Here is a 17,663-nt window from a genome sequence, read left to right on the forward strand (position 1 = left end):
ACTGCCTTTGTTCAACTCTTTATGGATGGCTCTGCAGGCAGAACCTTTTTTATCGTTTCACGCACTTCTTCGTTTTCATTTTCATTCATTAGAATGTGAACTGTGCCCTTGTCTTCATGTGTTCTAATTAATCTCCCAATACCCTGCCTTAACCTCAGAATCATATATGGCAGATCAACCTCTCTGAAAGGATCAGATGAACCTTCCCTTTTGGCTGTAAAGACCGGATCATGAGGAGGAAATGGCAAGCCAAAAATAAGCACATTTTCCAGGGATCTTCCCGGTATATCAAGACCTTCCCATAAATGGACAGAACAGAGTACTGAATACTCATCATTTTGGAAATTTGACACGAGGGTACTTATTTCTGCATCCCCTTCAAAAAAGATTGGCACACTCAATTTTCCTGATGCAAAGGCTTTGAATTCTGCCAATTCAGAAGCGCTATTGAATAAAACTAAAGCCCTGCCTTCTGTCAGCATAATTTGTTCAAGAATATAATCCATCTTCGCTGTGGCAGATTCCTCTGCAAATTCCGGCATGTGAATAACCATATTCTCTTCATAGTCAAATGGGGAATCTACGGTAAATGATAAATACTCATCTACCCCAAGGCTCTTTGCCATATAATCAAAGGATTTATTCTCTGATAATGTTGCTGAAGAAAATACAAACGGCTTCTTCTGGGAAAATACTTCTTCCCGCATAATATCTTCCACCATTCTTGGCATGATGACCAGGGTTCTTTCACCATTTGTTTCTTCAAACCAGGTAATTCCTTTTAAATCCTTTAGGAACAGTGAAAGTGAGTATGCGATTTGCTCAAGATATTCTTCGACAATTTTTAAGTCATATTCATTAATAACGTACATTTCGCTTTCAAACACCAATTCTTCCTCAAGTGTATTGATTAAGTTCTGGAGTTTACGGCCTTCTCTCATTACATCGGCAGTTTTTTCAATCGTTTTCTTGTCAGAGCCTGCGTCACCAGAAGCGGACATGGCAAGTGTTAAAAAGAAATGCTCATTCTGGTAAATGGCATCCTCAATTATATTTAACGTTTTTTCACGTACATCATTAGCCATGAGTCTTGTTAAAATGGATTCCAGTATCTGCTCAGTAAAACGATACGTCAGAGCCTTTTGGGATGCATATTCCAACAAATGGCCTTCATCAAAAACCACACAGGAGCTCTCAGGAAGCAAAGGTAGCTGCCCTTCACGTTTTCTTGATTCCTTTGTCCAGATATGTTCCATATAAAAATCATGCGAACAAATAATCAAGTCTTTTGCGCTCCGGTAGTATTCCCTATGGAGGGTTTGACCACAGCGGTGGCGCTTCTCACAAGTAAAACAATCCTGGATTGAATCCCACGAGACATTCTTCCAATGCTCATCCGGCAAATCAGGATAATCTTTCCGGTCACCATATTTCTCAAACTTTTGCATGGAAGATCCTGTTTGAACAAAATCCGGGAGATCATCAAAAATGCGGTTATAATGATCATGAACATCATTCGCTACGAGCTTATCCAGCTTATTTAAGCATAGGTACTGATCACGTGATTTTGCCAGCCTGACATCAATATTCAATCCTAATGCTTTCTCCAGCTTGGCAATATCTCCTTCCTTTTTCACAAGCTGCTCAATTAAAGTCTCATCCGCACATGCGATAATAGCAGGTTTGTTTATGTACCTTGCATAGCTGATTGCATATAAAAGATAAACAATCGTTTTCCCAGTCCCTACACCAGCCTCAGCAAAAATAACACTTTTGTCTTTAAATGCCTTCTCAAGCTGAAAGGCCATAAATATTTGTTCATCCCGAATTTCAAATCCTGCTTCAGGCAATATATCGTAAAAAACATCTCCGATCCACTCGCTTAGCTTTTCGTAAAAAGATTCGCTTTTGGATACGGCAAAAGGCATTCGGTTAGACATGCTACCCCTCCGTAATTAAAAAGTTAAAGCGCCTTTTTATCCAGACGCTTTGATTTCAGTTCTATCAGTATTTCATATTTAGATTGTTAATAATCAAATGAACATCATATAATTTTATCTCAAATACTGCAACTGTCAAGATTTATAAAAAAACGAATATTGATCTTTTACATAAAAAAACAGGGGTGCTATTAGGCAGCCCCTGCTCAGGTATTGACGATTAGTTGACACGTGACATAGAAAATGACAATGCCTGCTGCAATTCGTCCTGTGCATTTCTTAGACTCTCCAGTGCTTCTGCTGATGGATCACCGTCACCCTGTATTGCTTCAAGTGTTCCATTAAGCGCCTGGGAAATTTTATTAAAATCAATGCTTGAATGTTTCATTGCCACCCCTCCTTAGAAAAGCGCAAGCGCCTTGCCCACCCCCGACATGCACAAGACGAGCCTCACGGAAAGGCGTTTTGTGCCTTTTTGGGAGGAATGGCTTGTGAACTCGAGGGGGTAGGCGCTGGAGCTAGACAGCTCTCGAAAAAGAATATAGATTCTGATGTTGAAAAAAGAATCAGATAGATATATTCTATACAGCCTCAGGAGGAATTATGCTTTTGTTTTTACATCTAATTATTTCTTGGCGGTCTTTTGCCCCAGTACTGATAATAGTCTGTGCGAATAAAACCATTGAAGAGCTTGCGTTTCTTAGTCGCTTTTTTTCCAAAGTGATTTTCAAATTCCTCGTCTGAAGTCAGGATATAAATCGACCACGTATCAAGAGGGGCCAAGGCCCTCCCCATTTCAGCGTACATTCGCTGTACCGCTGCCTTCTCACCAAGTCTCTCCCCATACGGAGGATTTCCGACAATGACACCATATTCCTTAGCAGTCGTAAAATCGCGCACTTGCATTTGTTTGAAGTTTATTAAATCTCCCAATCCGGCTTCAAAAGCATTTTCTTCTGCTATTTTCACCATCCTGTGATCAATGTCAGCACCTGTAATATCGAGAGGCTGATCATAGTTCGCCAGATCTTCAGCTTCGTTTCTTCCATCCTCCCAGACTTTTTCAGGAATCCATGACCATCCTTCCGAAATGAATTCACGATTAAAACCTGGTGCAATATTCTGGCCGATTAACGCTGCTTCTATCGGAATAGTGCCAGATCCGCAGAAGGGATCTGCAAATGGCTTATCCGGGTTCCAATTAGTCAGCATAACCAGTGCAGCTGCAAGTGTTTCCTTTAGGGGTGCTTCCCCCTGCCCCGTACGATATCCCCGTTTATGGAGTCCACTTCCGCTGGCATCGATGGTCAAAAGCGCTACATCTTTATGAAGAGCAACTTCTATTTTAAATAACGGCCCATTTTCTTCGAGCCAGCCTGTCTTATTATACTTTGTTCTCATGCGTTCCACTATTGCTTTCTTGACAATAGCCTGACAATCGGAAACTGAAAAAAGCTTGGACTTCACAGACTTTCCTGAAACAGGAAATTCGGCATTTTCAGGCATATAATTTTCCCAGGGCAGCGATTTTGTTTTCTCAAAAAGCTCATCAAAACTTGTTGCTTTAAATTCTCCCACTTTTATGCGTATTCTGTCTGCTGTTCTCAGCCATAAATTCGACCGGACAATTGCAGCTTCATCGCCTTTATATGTTATTCTGCCGTTTTCAACTTCACATTCATATCCGAGATCGCGCACTTCTTTGGCAGCGAGTGCCTCAAGCCCCATGGCCGTAGTGGCGATTAAATCGTATTTAGACATATTTTCACCCTAACCTAATTCTTATTACTATTATGTATACCCTAACTCGGCTTAGCAATCAACATATAAAGTATATCTGTTTATTTACTTACCCGCAATGAGCCTTTCAGGTTCTCTGATTGGTCATCTTGGACTTCAGCCTTGCTTTTTTCTAAAAGTTTTGTGTTTTTGCTAATGAATTAGTCCGTTGATTTCCACTGCGGGAAGTTGCTTTCCGCGGGGAGGAACGGGAGCCTCCCCAGCTTCGACTACGGGGTCTCCCGCTCCCCCTCCTCCCGCAGGACATTGAATAAGCTACTTCGAATTTACACCATTAAACTAAGTTATTAAATAGCAACAAACTTTACGAAAACAGCTTAAACTTCTTAACAGCAGGCAGAAAAGTAAAAAAGCTCTCCCAAAAAGGAGAGCTTGAATTTATAACACTCATACTGTCTCACTAATAACGTTCTGTAAGCCATGTTTTGTACCGTAGTACTGCAAGCGACAAATGTCTCGTACTCAGGTGGTAATCATCTATCTACAGGCATCTGCCTGTCCTTCCCGTTGTTCATTTCCTCAGGGAAAGTGCCCCTACCATCATTTGGGTTTCTCGCTCGCGGGGTTTACCTCGTTCCACCCTTTTCATTTCTGAAAAGGCTACGTCACTGTGGCACTTTCAAGGTATTCATGCCATATCCAGAAGGACTTAGGCATTTTCCCTGCCGTCAGCCAGAGCTAGCTCAGACTGCCCTAGCTTATGAATTCGCTAGGCACGAACACTACAGGCATCTCAGCCTGTGCGAGCATGGACTTTCCTCTACAATATAAAACATATTGCAGCGATTACCCGAACGCTATTAATGATCACAAAGAATATTATATGTAATCTGCGATGGAATAGCAATGGTTTTAAACAGGAAAAACTGTTAATTCCTGTCAATCATACAATTTACTGCCAAAAACGTGTTTTTCCAGATTTGATAATCTTTTTAGAATATCAAAATTGGTTGTACCTGCAGTTTGTGCTGCCGGTCTGCGTGAAGCATCGTCAACCTGTTTTTTCAATCTCATATTTTCCTGCTGAAGATCTTCAATTTCCTGATGGAATGCTTCATAATCTTTTATGACCAAATCTAAGAACTTGTCAACATCTTCAGGCTTATAGCCTCTCATAGCTGTCTTAAACTCTTTTTCCAAAATATCTTTTGCAGTTAATTTAATTTTATCGGATAGCATGATACTCACCTCAGTATATCGCCAATCATAATTAATACTATTTTTCCAGAGATATGTACATTTGTCAATTTATCTGTGTATTATTCAAATATGTCTCTCTGAGAGAATTGTTCTTCTTCTACAATCAATTGTAAATCATAAAAGGTGATTAGTCTAATTTCATATTCATTTTCTTCCTGATATTTTTTTGCGGTTTCATACAAATATTTGGGGCTTCCCTCTTTTTCCAAATCATAAAAAAGAAGCAGCACATCACTTTTGCCGACAAAAAAATGATTTTTCACCCTGAATTGCTGAGGACTTTCATAAGGTTTTTTTGATACTGAATCAACAAAATCAGCCTGAAGCAGTATGGATTCATACCATTCTTTGTTCGCATCCTTCCAGGATGCTTCCTGCTCCAAAAAAGGAGTTATGAATGCAAGCTTCAGGTCTTCGTAACCTTCCAGCTTCAGGTCAGATACAACTTCAGCCGCCCAAAGCTCGGCACCCAGCTGCCCGCTGATGATTACCCACTCGAGCCCATCATCAATCAGTGAAAGCAGGCTTTTTCTTATGGCGGTTTTTATATAGCCGACTGCCGGGTCATCATTTTTAAAAATCCCTACTTCAAAAGGCTTATACCCTGAAATAACTGCTACTTTTGTCAATTGCAAAAACTCCTTAAAGAAATCTGGCCGGGACTCATTTAAGTTTCCATTTGATATTTATATAAATAAAACAAGGGCATAAAGCCCTTGTTGATTATCTGCCGGAAAAACTCGGCCCTTGTTTTGGCCCCATTCCGGTTGATGCTCCTGCTACGCCAGTTCCTGGTCCGCCATATCCTGGACCCATTCCCATACCTGGGCCCATTCCCATACCTGGACCCATTCCTGGGCTATATGCACCTGCCACGCCTGGTCTTGGTCCCATATTAACATTTGATTGTGTCACCTGGTTCACATTTGACTGAGTATGCGGGAAAGAATGCTGATTCTCATAGTTAATGTGGTTTACATGAGTATGATGTGTAGGATGAATGTGTGGAACCACAATGTTCTGGAACGAATGAGTTACACAGCATTTTGTCGGATGAACAACAGCAGGCATCACCTGCGAAGGTCTTGGTCTGCAAAACATGTAAAGATCCCCTTTCCAAATTGTTTTTACATTAACAACCTATGTGAGAAAGAGTAATCTTGTACTAATGAAAACACCTATTTTTTAGGTACTAGCCTTAGAGCATGCTGTAGAAACTGTCTTTTAAATTGGAGAAAACGATTGCTGTAGTGAAAATCACAAGGAAGAATAAAAATAAGATTGCTTTATACATTTTACCAGCCTCACTATATAAAATTCCTAAAAAAGTACCACACAAGTTATAATTTTACCTGTAAGAAGAAGTACATACAACTAGGAAATAGTGGATTTTTTTGTCTGGTATATTAAAATTATGTTACAGGGAAATTTAAGTTCGATTAAACTTTCGTTCAAGCCGTACAATCCGCCGATGCAATTCTTCCTGTTTTATTTTCAGCTTTTCTGTTTCGCCACCTGAGATATCTTTCATCATGTTAAAAGCTTTTTTCGCATATATAATTGCCTGGCCTATATCCTTTAAGCGATGCTCATAGATCTTGGCCAGTTCAATGCATGATATTACCTTCCTATTCATCAAGCCTTTTTCAGCAATATCCTTCCATAATTTTGCCGCCTCATCCCAATTTTTATGTTTCTTATGCTCAAAAGCCAGTGCAAACCTGGCATCCGAAGCTTCAGAAGACTCTCCTTCAGATATTCTATTAAAGGCTGTCTTCGCCTGTGAAGATTCACCCAATGTCGAAAGCCATCTTCCTACTTCATAGACCTCACGGGGAGTCTGTTTTTCATCCAGCTGCATTATTTGGAAAGAAAGATGTGTATAAAGACTGATCAGGGACAAAATATCTATTTCATTATGTTTAATTATTCCCAGCATTCCTTCAGGATTTTTTCTTTCCACAAAATCAAAATAGATCATCGGTGCCAGAAAACCCGGAATATCATCCTTTCTTTCGATCCCCAAAACATCTTTTTCCACTGCAGTAAGTTTTATCCTCTCGAGTTTGTGCTTCCACATTCTCCTTGCTGCATGATACAAATCAAAATGGCCAAATGGAGGAAGTTTGGGGACATGCTCCTTCAGAAGGGTATGCCTCGTTTTTACCTGCGGCCAGTCGAAAGCCTTCCCGTTGTATGTCACCATTGTTGAATAATCAATGCTTTCAAGAAAGCTTTTATACAATGGAATCTCGGCTCCAGGATGAGGAAGGATATGCTGCTTCAGCTTTATTTTATCTCCGTGCAGACTGGCTTGGCCAAGCAGGAAAATAGTGTTTCCAGTCCCTCCGCCTAAGCCTGTTGTCTCTGTATCAAAGAAGAAAAGATTTTCCGGCCCATGTCCGGCAGCAGACAGCGGATGCCTGATGCCTGAAGAATTCCAGGCCTCCACCGCCGCTGTAAACTGGCCAAAAGAATAGATTCCATGCATTTGATCAAGGCTATATTCCTTTTCCCTCACAAGGCAATAGGAGTCTTCAAAATAATATGGATAGACACTTTCGGCTTCCCATACTTCTTTAAATGGCACATCGATATTATTCTTTGACAACTTGACGGGTGATGGCTGTTTATCCTTCTCTGTACCGAGATGGCCCTTTAGCCTGTTCAGTTTGTTTTTAATGGACAAGTCTATCACCTGCTCGATTAACTCCATTTTTAAAAGAGCTGAGAATCCTGAGTACGTCTTTTTTCGCGGTTTCTGAAGAGGTATCAGTTCCAATGCAGGAAGGACACCCATGCTCACATGAACATCTGCTGACCATTTCCATCGTTTCGTGCATGATATGTTCTATTCCCCCAAAAATCTTCTCGCTTAGCCCTACCCCGCCGGGATACCTGTCATAAAAAAAGATCGTCGGCTTTTCATTATGGGCCGCTTTTACCTGTGGGACAACATGAACATCCTGAGGATCGCACATAACAAAAAGAGGCACAATATGTTTAAGCGCATGTGCTGTTCCGATGAGTCCCTGCTCAAGCCGGTCTTGCTTATAATTTAAGGATTCCTTGTTAAACGAAAGCCAGGTTGAGCTTGTATGAAGTTCTTCTTCCGGAAGTGTTATTGGACCGGATCCGATATTTTCATGTGTTTCAAACTTAATTTTCTTAAAGATCGTAGCCATTGCCACAACACTTACATCCCCAAACCCTACTTCCCCAATGGTGGATGATCTGAGTTTATCCTGTTCCAGCACCTTTAGCTCAACTGCCAGGTTAGCATCTGTAAAATAGTCTACATCCACTTCGCGGACAAATGCTTTTTTCTCTTCCCAATCAAGCATTTCCACCTGAAACTGGGTCCCCTGGTGGAGATAGATTGCTTCTTCATGCAGAAGGGTCATAGCGGAAAAGCGGTCCATTTCGCCAATAACTTTCACATTCGCGATATCCGATTGATCGATTATAACGACATTTTCCTGTGATGCTGAACGGAGGCTGATGTTATGGGCAGGAAATGAGTCTTTCATCCAATAAAATTTATCTCCATTTTGATGCAGTACCCTTTCTTCTGCCAGGTATTCCAATACCTCTTCAGTTTCAAAGGTGCCAAAACGTTCCCCGGCATTAAAAGGAAGCTCATAGGCTGCACACTTGATATGATCCACCAGAATAATAAGATTATCTGGATTAATTCTGGCTGTTTCAGGACTTCTATTAAAAAAGTAATCAGGGTTTTGAATAACATATTGGTCAAGCGGACTGGAGCTTGCCACCATGATGACAAGCGATTCACCATGCCTTCTGCCTGCACGGCCAGCCTGCTGCCATGAGCTGGCAATTGTACCGGGGTATCCGGTCATAATACAAACCTGCAGCTGTCCGATGTCCACTCCGAGCTCAAGCGCATTTGTGCTGACAACTCCATAAATCTCCCCTGAACGAAGTCCTTTTTCAATTTCCCGCCTCTGAGTTGGCAGATAACCGCCTCTATAACCCCGAATGGCTTTAGGTCCCAACTTATGCTTTACAAGCTCCTGGAGGTATGTCAGCAGAATCTCGACTCTGACTCTGCTTCTTGCAAACACAATGGTCTGGATTTTATTTTTCAGTAGTTCACCTGCGAGCTTTCTCGCTTCTAGAGTAGCGCTTCTTCTAATATTCAGCGGTTTATTGACAATAGGAGGATTGTAAAATACAAAATGTTTTTTCCCGCTCGGGGCTCCATTATTATCTACAAGTTTCATCGGCTTTTCTGTAAGCTTTTCTGCGAGTTCCAATGGATTTGCAATTGTTGCAGAAGTACAGATAAAAATGGGGTCACTTCCATAAAAACGGCAAATCCGTCTAAGGCGGCGTATGACATTGGCTACATGACTGCCAAATACCCCTCTGTAAATATGAAGTTCATCTATGACCACATACTTCAAATTTTCAAACAAAGACACCCATTTTGTATGATGGGGCAATATCGCCGAATGAAGCATGTCCGGGTTTGTTATAACCACATGCCCAGCCCTGCGTACCTTTTGCCGAATATTTGCTGGTGTATCCCCGTCGTATGTATAGGAATTGATATCCAATCCGGACTCCTGGATGATTTCATTGATTTCGCTTTTTTGGTCCTGAGCCAAGGCTTTTGTCGGAAACATATAAAGCGCCCTTGCATCTGGATCATTGACGATCGTCTGCAGGACTGGAAGGTTGTAGCAAAGTGTTTTGCCTGAGGCCGTTGGAGTAACTGCCACAAGACTGTCCCCATTCATGGCTGTCCGATAAGATGTTTTTTGATGTGTATAAAGCCTTGTAATGCCCCTCTTTTGCAATGCTTCTATTAAAGACGGATGTATGTCTTCCGGAAGGCCGGCAGTCTTAGCCTCTTTTTCTTCTATTGTATGCCAATGGACAATATTATCTTTATATTGCTGTTCAGATATAAGTTCTTTCATGATTTCAGGCAGATTTTTACGCACTTTCATCTATTTCACCTCATACCCCTATTCTAGCGAATAAACGTTCGTTCTAACAGAGCAAACTCTTAAATCCCATTAACTTTTTATGGAAATATTCTATTAAACTCTAAAATCCTTCGTCCTCAATTCCCTAAATTAGACTTCATGGGAAAAATTGACTGAAAGTTCTAAATATAGGACAATATTATGTATATTTTTCATTTTTTTAAGAGGTGAAGCCATGCTTTACAGCATTTTAAAATCAGCAGCGGTGTTTTTGTTAATTCTAATTGGATTTATCCTGATTCTTCTTCTTCCCCGGGAACAAGAAATAGCTGTTTTTTCGGCATTTCATGTTGAAGCGGATTACCCCTTTAGCTTTGAATTATATAAAGAGAGAATACAAGATTTCACTGTTTATATAGTAACTGAAAAAGGTTTGGGTGATGCAAGGAGCGGACGCCCAGTCAGTGAGGAATCAGCGATATTTGTTAAGCGCAGCATTAAGATTATTTTGCCGGCCTTCATGGTCAGCATGCTGCTTGGCACACTGATGGGTGCACTCCAATTTTACAGGAGAAAAAAATTTTCCGGGAAGCTTCAGAACTTTCTTTCCTGGCTGTTTTCTTCCATACCCGATTTTTTTCTTTTTATTGCCATTCAATACCTTCTGATTCTGTTGATGCAGCAAGGGCTTCCTTACTTTAAGCTATATGGGCATGAAAATTGGTATAGCTTTTTACTGCCGCTCATTTCTTTATCCGTGTTTCCATTTCTTCACATGTCCCGTTTTACCTCGGCTGCACTTGAAAATGAAATGGGCGAAGAGTATGTGCGCACCACCTATGCAAAAGGGCTTGGCGACTTTAAAGCACTCCTGCATATGCTATGGAATTGCTGGTCCCCCATTTTGAACCAGGCGCAGCTGGTGATGCTCTATATCCTATCCAGTCTGCCAATCATTGAAAAGCTGGCTGGCTATAATGGGGCAGGCAAGGAGCTTCTATTCAGCATAACATCTAATGATGAAATTAAGGCACTGTCCCTGATGCTCCCTTTTCTCTTTATCATGTTTATTACTATTATCCTTTCACAGATAGCAAAATTCTGGCTCATGCCAAAAGGAAGGGCGTGATGGAGTATGCGCGTTTTAATATGGTTTAAGAGACATGCCCTATTTTGCACAGGAACTGTTTTTCTGATGCTACTATTGGCAATCACGTTTGCCGGACCTTATCTTCCTTTTGTAGACCGCGAGTTAACAAAGATTACTTACATCCTTAATGAGGATAAAAAGCCCGTTATACCGCCTTATCCGCCATCAGAGGAATACATATTCGGCACTGACAAAAGCGGAAGGGATTTACTCAGCCTGATTATATTGGGCGCAAAAGAAACCATTTTGCTGGTCGCCTGTATAACTGGCCTGAGATATACACTGGCAATTCCGCTCTCCTTTCTTGCGCACAAAAAATGGATGGGTACACACCTCTTCCTTAAATGGCTTAATGGACTGCTGTCATATATTCCGACCATCATCATTGTCATGCTTCTTGCCATGCTTCCGCCATTTTTGTTAACTGAACACCGGCCCCTATTCCTGCTCCTAATTATAGGTCTGGCAGAAATGCCCCGTGCCGCAGAAATGATAAAGCTGGAATTTGATCAGATTTCTTCCAAAGAATATATATATGGAGGGATTGCTGCTGGAGCTTCACCATACAGGCTTTTCAGAACATACTATCTGCCTTTTCTATTTAGCAAGCTTCTTGTATATATGGTTACAGACCTTGGAAAAGTCATGTTTTTACTTGGTCAATTAGGGTTTGTCGGCATTTTTATTTCCCAGGATTTAGTTCAATCCATGGGAGGAGATTGGCAATTGGTCAATAATTCGATTTCTTGGCCTATGATGCTGATGAAAGCCTTTGAGGATATAAGAGGCCCGATTTGGATTCCTTTCTTCCCAGCATTTGCAATGACCTGTGCCATCTTAACGTTTAATATATTCGCTCAGGGATTAAAATCATTTTTCACCAAGAAGGTCCGATATATTTAGACGTCCCAGCCGGACTATCTTCTTTAAGGAAACTGATTTTAAAATAAGCTTTTCTTTATATGAACGTTAAGAATGTTTTTTGTTACAATAAGCTTTATAGGACAGACGCAAGAGGTGGATTATGAGAGCAGAAGAAATTAAGGGAGTTCTTTCCCAGTTCTCTCTATTTAAAGAACTGAACAATGAAGAGCTCGATAAAGTGGTAGAGATATCAATTTCACGGGATTGGAAAAAAGGAAGCCATGTTTTTCTTCAGGATGACCCGCTGGATAATGTTTATTTTATTAACAACGGCAGAGTTAAGATTTATAGAAGTGATATTAATGGAAAAGAGCAGATTGTTGCCATCTTAACAAAAGGCGAGATGTTTCCTCACGTAGGATTTTTCAGAAAAGGGGGATATCCGGCTTTTTCGGAGGTGCTTGAAAATGCTCAACTCGTCGTTGTACCAATTTCGCAATTTGAAAAGGTACTAATTGAAAATCCCGTGCTATGCATTAAGGTGTTTAAAGTTCTGGGCGAGAAGATTGTTGATCTTCAGGAGCGGCTGGAAGCGCAAATTTTAAACAATACTTATGAACAAATTATCAAATTACTTGTCCGTCTAGCCAAAATGCATGGAAAAACGCTTGAAAACGGCAGCTTTCTTTTAAAAGGGGACTTCACCAATAAAGACCTCGCCAATATGATTGGCACTACAAGGGAAACGGTCAGCAGGACTTTAACCAAAATGAAAAAAGAAAAGTTAATTGAAACAGATCAGGATGGACATTTAATCATAAACCCTGATCAGCTCTTAGAGACAATCTTTTAAAAACCGCCTATGCGGTTTATTCTATTTTCCAGCTCAAGCGTTTACTCCCTCGAGGTTTCGGCCGTGAGCACCAAAGGAAAGATTCCTTGGAGGTTCTCGCAGTCGCAGGAACAAGCGGTTTTACTTGTTCCAAAGGGCGCTTCCGCTTTTCTTTTAACCTTATTTGCTCAACAGGAACATCCACCCAATTGGCAGCATAGGATATGTTGAAAAATCCTGTTTGAGAGGGGATGGATGTATATGGAGGATCCAAAGAAAAAAGACCGAAATGAGCCTTTTGGTGATTTAATGAAATCGATGAATCAGCTTTTTCATGAAAAACCCGTTAGAGGATTTCTGCAGACCATGGATGATTTCTTTAAGAATCCCTTCCCAAATTCTTCTTCCTTTCATGTCGATGTTGCGGAAACCGAAAAAGAACATATCATTAGTGCAGAACTTCCAGGAATAAATAGAGAGCAAATACAAATTGACATCCTGGACAATTATATAACCATTTCTGTCAAGTCCTCTGAGATGGTGACAGAAGAGGATGAGAAAAATAAAATCTTTAGAAGACAGCAAAGCATGCAGCGTTCCAGCCGGACCGTTCCGCTTCCCCAGCCAGTTAATGAAAAGAAAGTAAAGGCAGTTTACCAAAACGGCCTTCTGCAAATCACGGTGCCAAAGCAGCAGGGAAAAAGAATCGTAATCGATGAAAGCTGATCCTGCCTGCAAGCCAGGTAAAATTAATTCACTAATGCGGCCTGGTTAAACAAAAACAAGCAGGCTCAATGACTGCTTGTTTTTGTTTAAATGAACTAATTAGCTGTCTAGTTTAGATGTATCAATCCAATTATTGAAATAACCGGTCGGAACACTGAAGTAATCTTTTGTGAAGGATATAAACTCCTTTGTATCGACCTCTTTATAACGGAAATTTTGATAATAATCTGACAGGAACTGCATCCCCACGGCTTTAGGGGATTCTCCTTTTAGGGTATATTTTTCCTGAATCATCTGTAAAATCTCCAGAGAAGGCTGCCCATAGATATAGCCTGAATGCTTTACCTCATTAACCGGCACATTTGAATATTGCCTTCCAAGTCCAGCTTCTTCAATGGCCTCCATTCGAAAATGGGAAATGCCAAATGCCTGTCTTTCAGCCTGGTTTTGACCTGCATAGAAATACATAGAGGTGGCAAATTCAGTAATTCCTTCATCAATCCACGCATTATTGTAGGGGTCATTGGCCACTACTCCATAAAAATACTGATGCGCAATTTCATGAACAATAGATATATCATAAAATCTCTTATCATCAATATAAGGGTTAATGGTTACAATACCGGGATATTCCATAAATTGTCCATCATCTAAAACGATGTCAAGCTGCTCATGCGGGTAGTCTCCAATATGATCCTGATAGAATGTTAATGCATTTTTGGCCAGTGTCAATGAAGCTACAGGGTCTTTGTCATGATTGCTTCTTGAAAACAATCTGACCTTCACGCCGTCTTTCGCTTCCGTTTCATGAACTTCCATATCCTTCATGACAGCAATGAAGAAATCCCTGACCTTTTTGGCTTTAATATGCCCTTCATTCTTCCCTTCTGCAGGATCTTTGTCTGCTGTGGAAGCCAGAGAATACCCTTTCGGAAGCTTATAGGAAACGTTGAAATCAGAGAAGCCTGTATGAAATGTTTCCAGTCCTTCCATATACGGCTCTTTATTCCATTTGCCTTTTTGATAAACTGCAGCCATAGGGTACCATTGAGCAAGATAATAGTTTGTGTCTACTTTTGAAAAGCGGCTGCCTTTGTCAGGGACTGTAAATCCATATTCGATCTTTACATTATGTCTTCTTTTATCTTTCATTTCAGGTTTTAACTTTATGGTTAACGTATCACCCTTTAGCATAAATGACGCTTTTTGCCCGTTCACTGTTACCTTCCCGATATCTGCCTCAGATGTTCCCTCGACTGAATCAAATGTATGTCCCTCTGCAAAAACGTTTGGAATGAAATAAAATACAAGGTCTTCCCATTCTTTATTTGATTGGTTTTTCACTTGGATATTAGCATTGGCAGTGAAATAACCTTCGCCATTCATTTTCAGATCAATGTTGTAATCCGAGTGGCTGCCGCTTTTAACGCCAATATTGGCATCTTTTGCTGCCATTACATAAATTCCAGCACCAGCAAAAGCAATGACTAGTGAAGAAAAGGCTGCTTTTGGGGCAGAAAATGACCAAAATTTCTTTTTTCGGCCATATTGTTTTCTGGAAGGCTGAATTAATGGTTCATGCCCTGTCCTAATCCACGGTGTACGCTGATAATTTGACTGAAATCGATTCTTCAATCCATTTGCCAGAAGGCTGAAGGATACTGTTGTATATAAAAGGACCGCAAGTGGCGCAACTAATATATGAGTGTTTCCATAGATATTCAACCTCGCCTGCCCAACCAGCCCTGCGAGCTCTTTTGTAGCTGATAGGTATATGATGGGGTCAAATCTCATAATGGTTCCGCCGACAAAAATATTTAAAAGCGCCAGCTGGCCCATAAGAGCAATCACATACACAATTTCAAGTATAAACATAACAAGGAAAGTTTCCTTTAACTGAGGAAATAGATGCTTCCAAATCAAACGGTGTTTTCCAGCACCCAGTGCTTTGGCCGCTTCGATATAAACGGACTTATATAATTCAGCGGTTTTAAGTCTTACAGATGATACGATGCTGGGAATGCTGATGACCGACGCAATAACTATAAAGTAGACTATTAATACATTTTGTTTAAGGCTGCTGTTGAAGCTTATTGGCGCCAGGAAAAAATACAGGATCAGAAACAGCGGAACATAGCTCCAGGCATTTTCAAAAGCAATCAGCCAGCCTGGTGTCCGTTTCAATGTGCCAGCATACAAACCGATGATTGTTCCGAAAGCCATTTTAATCATCGTAACAGCAGCTGCAATAAAAACAGTGTATCTTAATCCATATAAAATCATGGACAAAAGGTCGTAGCCCCATTTGTCTGTCCCCAGCGGATAGGAGGGTGATTCAAAGGGCTCTAATGGCGGGGCCAAAACCTTCCCGTTTGTATATTGTGTTTCCAATGCTGCAGTCAATGAATGCGGTGCAAGATAAGGTCCAAATATGCTGAAAAAAAGCAAGCCTGCAACCATAAGAATTCCGATAATCAAGGAGTAATTTATTTTTAGCAGCTTATTCATAGATAAAACCCCGTTTAAACAGATAGAATATGAGCCTGTTAGAAATATAGACAATTAGAGAAATCAAAAGCATGGCAAACAAGCCAATTGCGATCGGCTGGACCTCATTGCTCTGAAAAATAAATTTAGTTATGCCGGAGACATTCATAATATGTTCAATAATGAAGAGATTGCCAATCGCCAGGGAAATCACTTTGATTAGCTCAGATTTAATAAATGGCTCCAAATTTTTAAATACATGCTGAAAATTTATGTAATTCAAGCTCATTCCTTTAGCAACTGCAGTCTTTATATAGTCCTCCCCGCTTGTTTGATAATATTTTACCGAAACAAGCTTAAATAGATATAGAGTTGGAGCTAAGCTTGCGAGCACTGTTGGAAACCAGGTGTTAAGGGCTCCTCCATCCGGCCTTAGTGAGATCACTCTGATCCCCGTCATTTTATATATTTTAACGGCGAGAATCATAGACATTACAATGATGATAAAGTCGGGTATGGACGCAAGGATATTCAAGAATGCACCAAAAAGCTTAGTTAGTTTGAAACGGCTGATAAATACCCCGAAAATAAGACTTATAACTAAGGAAGCATTCACAGCAATCAATACAATTAGCAGACTGGTAGTAAAGTTATCAGCAATATCCTCCGCTATAGGACGAGTTTGCCGGCCGAGCTGATAGGTACCCAGGCTGCCCCCGCTTACTTCTTTAATAAAATCTCCATAAATCTGCGGTAGACTTTCAAAGCTCCAATCAAGACTCCCGTTTGATGGATCAACAGAAATAATTTTTGGCAATGCCGCAAGTAGCGAAATTAATATAAATATGATAAATATTTGCTGAAGAGCACGAACCATACAAATCCCCCTTTATGACCATGAGCCATTTTTCTATCTTTTCACTTTTATCTAAATTTTGTCAATCATGCGATAAATTCTCCTGGATAATAATTCCTATACAATGGGAGTCGCAAAAAATAGACCAGCTATTTTATTTTCAAATATATTTAATTTTTTTTCAAGTCTGATTTTTATATATAATTCCATGCCATTAAAATAAGAGATAAAAAAAAGGCCTATTCGGCCATGATCAGTTAAGCTTTAAATATTCCGCCAATCCCTTTTACCATCGATGACACTTGCGTTACAGCTGACATCATCTGACCTGCGGTATCCACCATTTTATTGAGATCAAGCGAACCATCCTGGGCTTTAAAGGAATTCATAATGCTTTGCACTCCAGATGGCTGTTTAGGAATGAATGATTGTTTAGGATACGGATTCATATACGGCATCTGCTGCGCAGCGGACTTGCTTGCCTGAGTTCCGTAATAATCTTCAGATTCTAATGGGTTTTGAAAAACACCAGCATTTTTCGAACCGGTCTTTGCGTAGTATCCTTGGTCATAGTTATGCTGCGGATAGGGATTTGGTGAATAATTTTGCTGCTGCAATCCTGCCATCTGAGGCGGCTGATGATACTCCATATTATAAGGCAAATAATAAGGGTTATACTGTCCAGCAGAATTATTATAATTCTGCATTGGCTGCTGCCTCATATAAAATTGGCCATTCGGCCCCATATAAAATGGATCCATGTATATACTTTGATTTAAATGGCCGTATGGCTGCAGATGGCTCGCTCTATTCATTACTCGGCCAAACATGGGCAAACATCCTCCCCATT

General features: G+C 40.5%; 15 protein-coding genes and 1 other RNA gene. 4 read left to right on the forward strand and 12 right to left on the reverse strand.

The genetic code is table 11. From position 1 onward, the window contains the following. Positions 1-11: 11 nt before the first annotated feature. The 9 genes from AC0VZ9_RS19430 to AC0VZ9_RS19470 all read right to left on the reverse strand — a co-directional run bounded on the left by AC0VZ9_RS19430 (position 12) and on the right by AC0VZ9_RS19470 (position 9,919). Positions 12-1,940, reverse strand: a complete 1,929-nt coding sequence (locus tag AC0VZ9_RS19430; protein ID WP_475396640.1) for an ATP-dependent DNA helicase — start codon at positions 1,938-1,940, stop codon at positions 12-14. A 220-nt stretch (positions 1,941-2,160) separates the two neighbouring features. Continuing rightward, complete coding sequence (locus AC0VZ9_RS19435; RefSeq protein ID WP_009332689.1) at positions 2,161-2,328, reverse strand: hypothetical protein; 168 nt, start codon at positions 2,326-2,328, stop codon at positions 2,161-2,163. Positions 2,329-2,561: 233 nt separating this feature from the next. After that, a complete protein-coding gene (locus tag AC0VZ9_RS19440; RefSeq protein ID WP_009332690.1) occupies positions 2,562-3,701 on the reverse strand; it encodes a THUMP domain-containing class I SAM-dependent RNA methyltransferase in 1,140 nt (379 codons plus the stop codon). 448 nt (positions 3,702-4,149) lie between these two features. Next, an RNA gene (rnpB, locus tag AC0VZ9_RS19445) (RNase P RNA component class B) lies at positions 4,150-4,538 on the reverse strand. 81 nt (positions 4,539-4,619) lie between these two features. Then, complete coding sequence (gene gpsB / locus AC0VZ9_RS19450) at positions 4,620-4,919, reverse strand: cell division regulator GpsB (protein ID WP_009332691.1); 300 nt, start codon at positions 4,917-4,919, stop codon at positions 4,620-4,622. 80 nt (positions 4,920-4,999) lie between these two features. After that, positions 5,000-5,569: an SLOG family protein gene (locus AC0VZ9_RS19455; RefSeq protein ID WP_009332692.1), complete on the reverse strand. Its 570-nt coding sequence runs from the start codon at positions 5,567-5,569 to the stop codon at positions 5,000-5,002. A 94-nt stretch (positions 5,570-5,663) separates the two neighbouring features. Further along, the gene (locus tag AC0VZ9_RS19460) at positions 5,664-6,041 is read right to left on the reverse strand and encodes a CotD family spore coat protein (protein ID WP_009332693.1); all 378 of its coding nucleotides are present in this window, start codon (positions 6,039-6,041) and stop codon (positions 5,664-5,666) included. A gap of 328 nt (positions 6,042-6,369) precedes the next feature. After that, the gene (locus AC0VZ9_RS19465) at positions 6,370-7,629 is read right to left on the reverse strand and encodes a ribonuclease H-like domain-containing protein (protein WP_475396641.1); all 1,260 of its coding nucleotides are present in this window, start codon (positions 7,627-7,629) and stop codon (positions 6,370-6,372) included. Continuing rightward, positions 7,619-9,919 (reverse strand): DEAD/DEAH box helicase, encoded by a 2,301-nt coding sequence (locus AC0VZ9_RS19470; protein WP_475396642.1) that lies wholly within the window; start codon positions 9,917-9,919, stop codon positions 7,619-7,621. The genes AC0VZ9_RS19465 and AC0VZ9_RS19470 overlap by 11 nt, the downstream gene beginning before the upstream one ends. Positions 9,920-10,133: 214 nt before the next feature. Between AC0VZ9_RS19470 and AC0VZ9_RS19475 the strand changes: the two genes are divergently transcribed. The 4 genes from AC0VZ9_RS19475 to AC0VZ9_RS19490 all read left to right on the forward strand — a co-directional run bounded on the left by AC0VZ9_RS19475 (position 10,134) and on the right by AC0VZ9_RS19490 (position 13,470). Further along, the gene (locus AC0VZ9_RS19475) at positions 10,134-11,027 is read left to right on the forward strand and encodes an ABC transporter permease subunit (protein WP_019379762.1); all 894 of its coding nucleotides are present in this window, start codon (positions 10,134-10,136) and stop codon (positions 11,025-11,027) included. 66 nt (positions 11,028-11,093) lie between these two features. Further along, a complete protein-coding gene (locus AC0VZ9_RS19480) occupies positions 11,094-11,951 on the forward strand; it encodes an ABC transporter permease subunit (protein WP_226280631.1) in 858 nt (285 codons plus the stop codon). 121 nt (positions 11,952-12,072) lie between these two features. Further along, on the forward strand, positions 12,073-12,765 hold the full coding sequence (locus tag AC0VZ9_RS19485) for a Crp/Fnr family transcriptional regulator (protein ID WP_009332698.1): 693 nt from the start codon (positions 12,073-12,075) through the stop codon (positions 12,763-12,765). 240 nt (positions 12,766-13,005) lie between these two features. Further along, positions 13,006-13,470, forward strand: a complete 465-nt coding sequence (locus AC0VZ9_RS19490; protein ID WP_009332699.1) for an Hsp20 family protein — start codon at positions 13,006-13,008, stop codon at positions 13,468-13,470. A gap of 99 nt (positions 13,471-13,569) precedes the next feature. Here AC0VZ9_RS19490 and AC0VZ9_RS19495 read toward each other — a convergent pair whose 3' ends face one another. The 3 genes from AC0VZ9_RS19495 to AC0VZ9_RS19505 all read right to left on the reverse strand — a co-directional run bounded on the left by AC0VZ9_RS19495 (position 13,570) and on the right by AC0VZ9_RS19505 (position 17,643). Beyond that, a complete protein-coding gene (locus AC0VZ9_RS19495) occupies positions 13,570-15,978 on the reverse strand; it encodes an ABC transporter permease subunit (RefSeq protein ID WP_475396643.1) in 2,409 nt (802 codons plus the stop codon). Then, on the reverse strand, positions 15,971-16,834 hold the full coding sequence (locus AC0VZ9_RS19500) for an ABC transporter permease subunit (RefSeq protein WP_217026228.1): 864 nt from the start codon (positions 16,832-16,834) through the stop codon (positions 15,971-15,973). Before AC0VZ9_RS19500 ends, AC0VZ9_RS19495 begins: the two co-directional genes overlap by 8 nt. 236 nt (positions 16,835-17,070) lie before the next feature. Continuing rightward, positions 17,071-17,643, reverse strand: a complete 573-nt coding sequence (locus tag AC0VZ9_RS19505) for a YppG family protein (RefSeq protein ID WP_019379764.1) — start codon at positions 17,641-17,643, stop codon at positions 17,071-17,073. Positions 17,644-17,663 lie beyond the last annotated feature (20 nt).

This window comes from Cytobacillus sp. QJM3NY_8, from assembly GCF_056173585.1.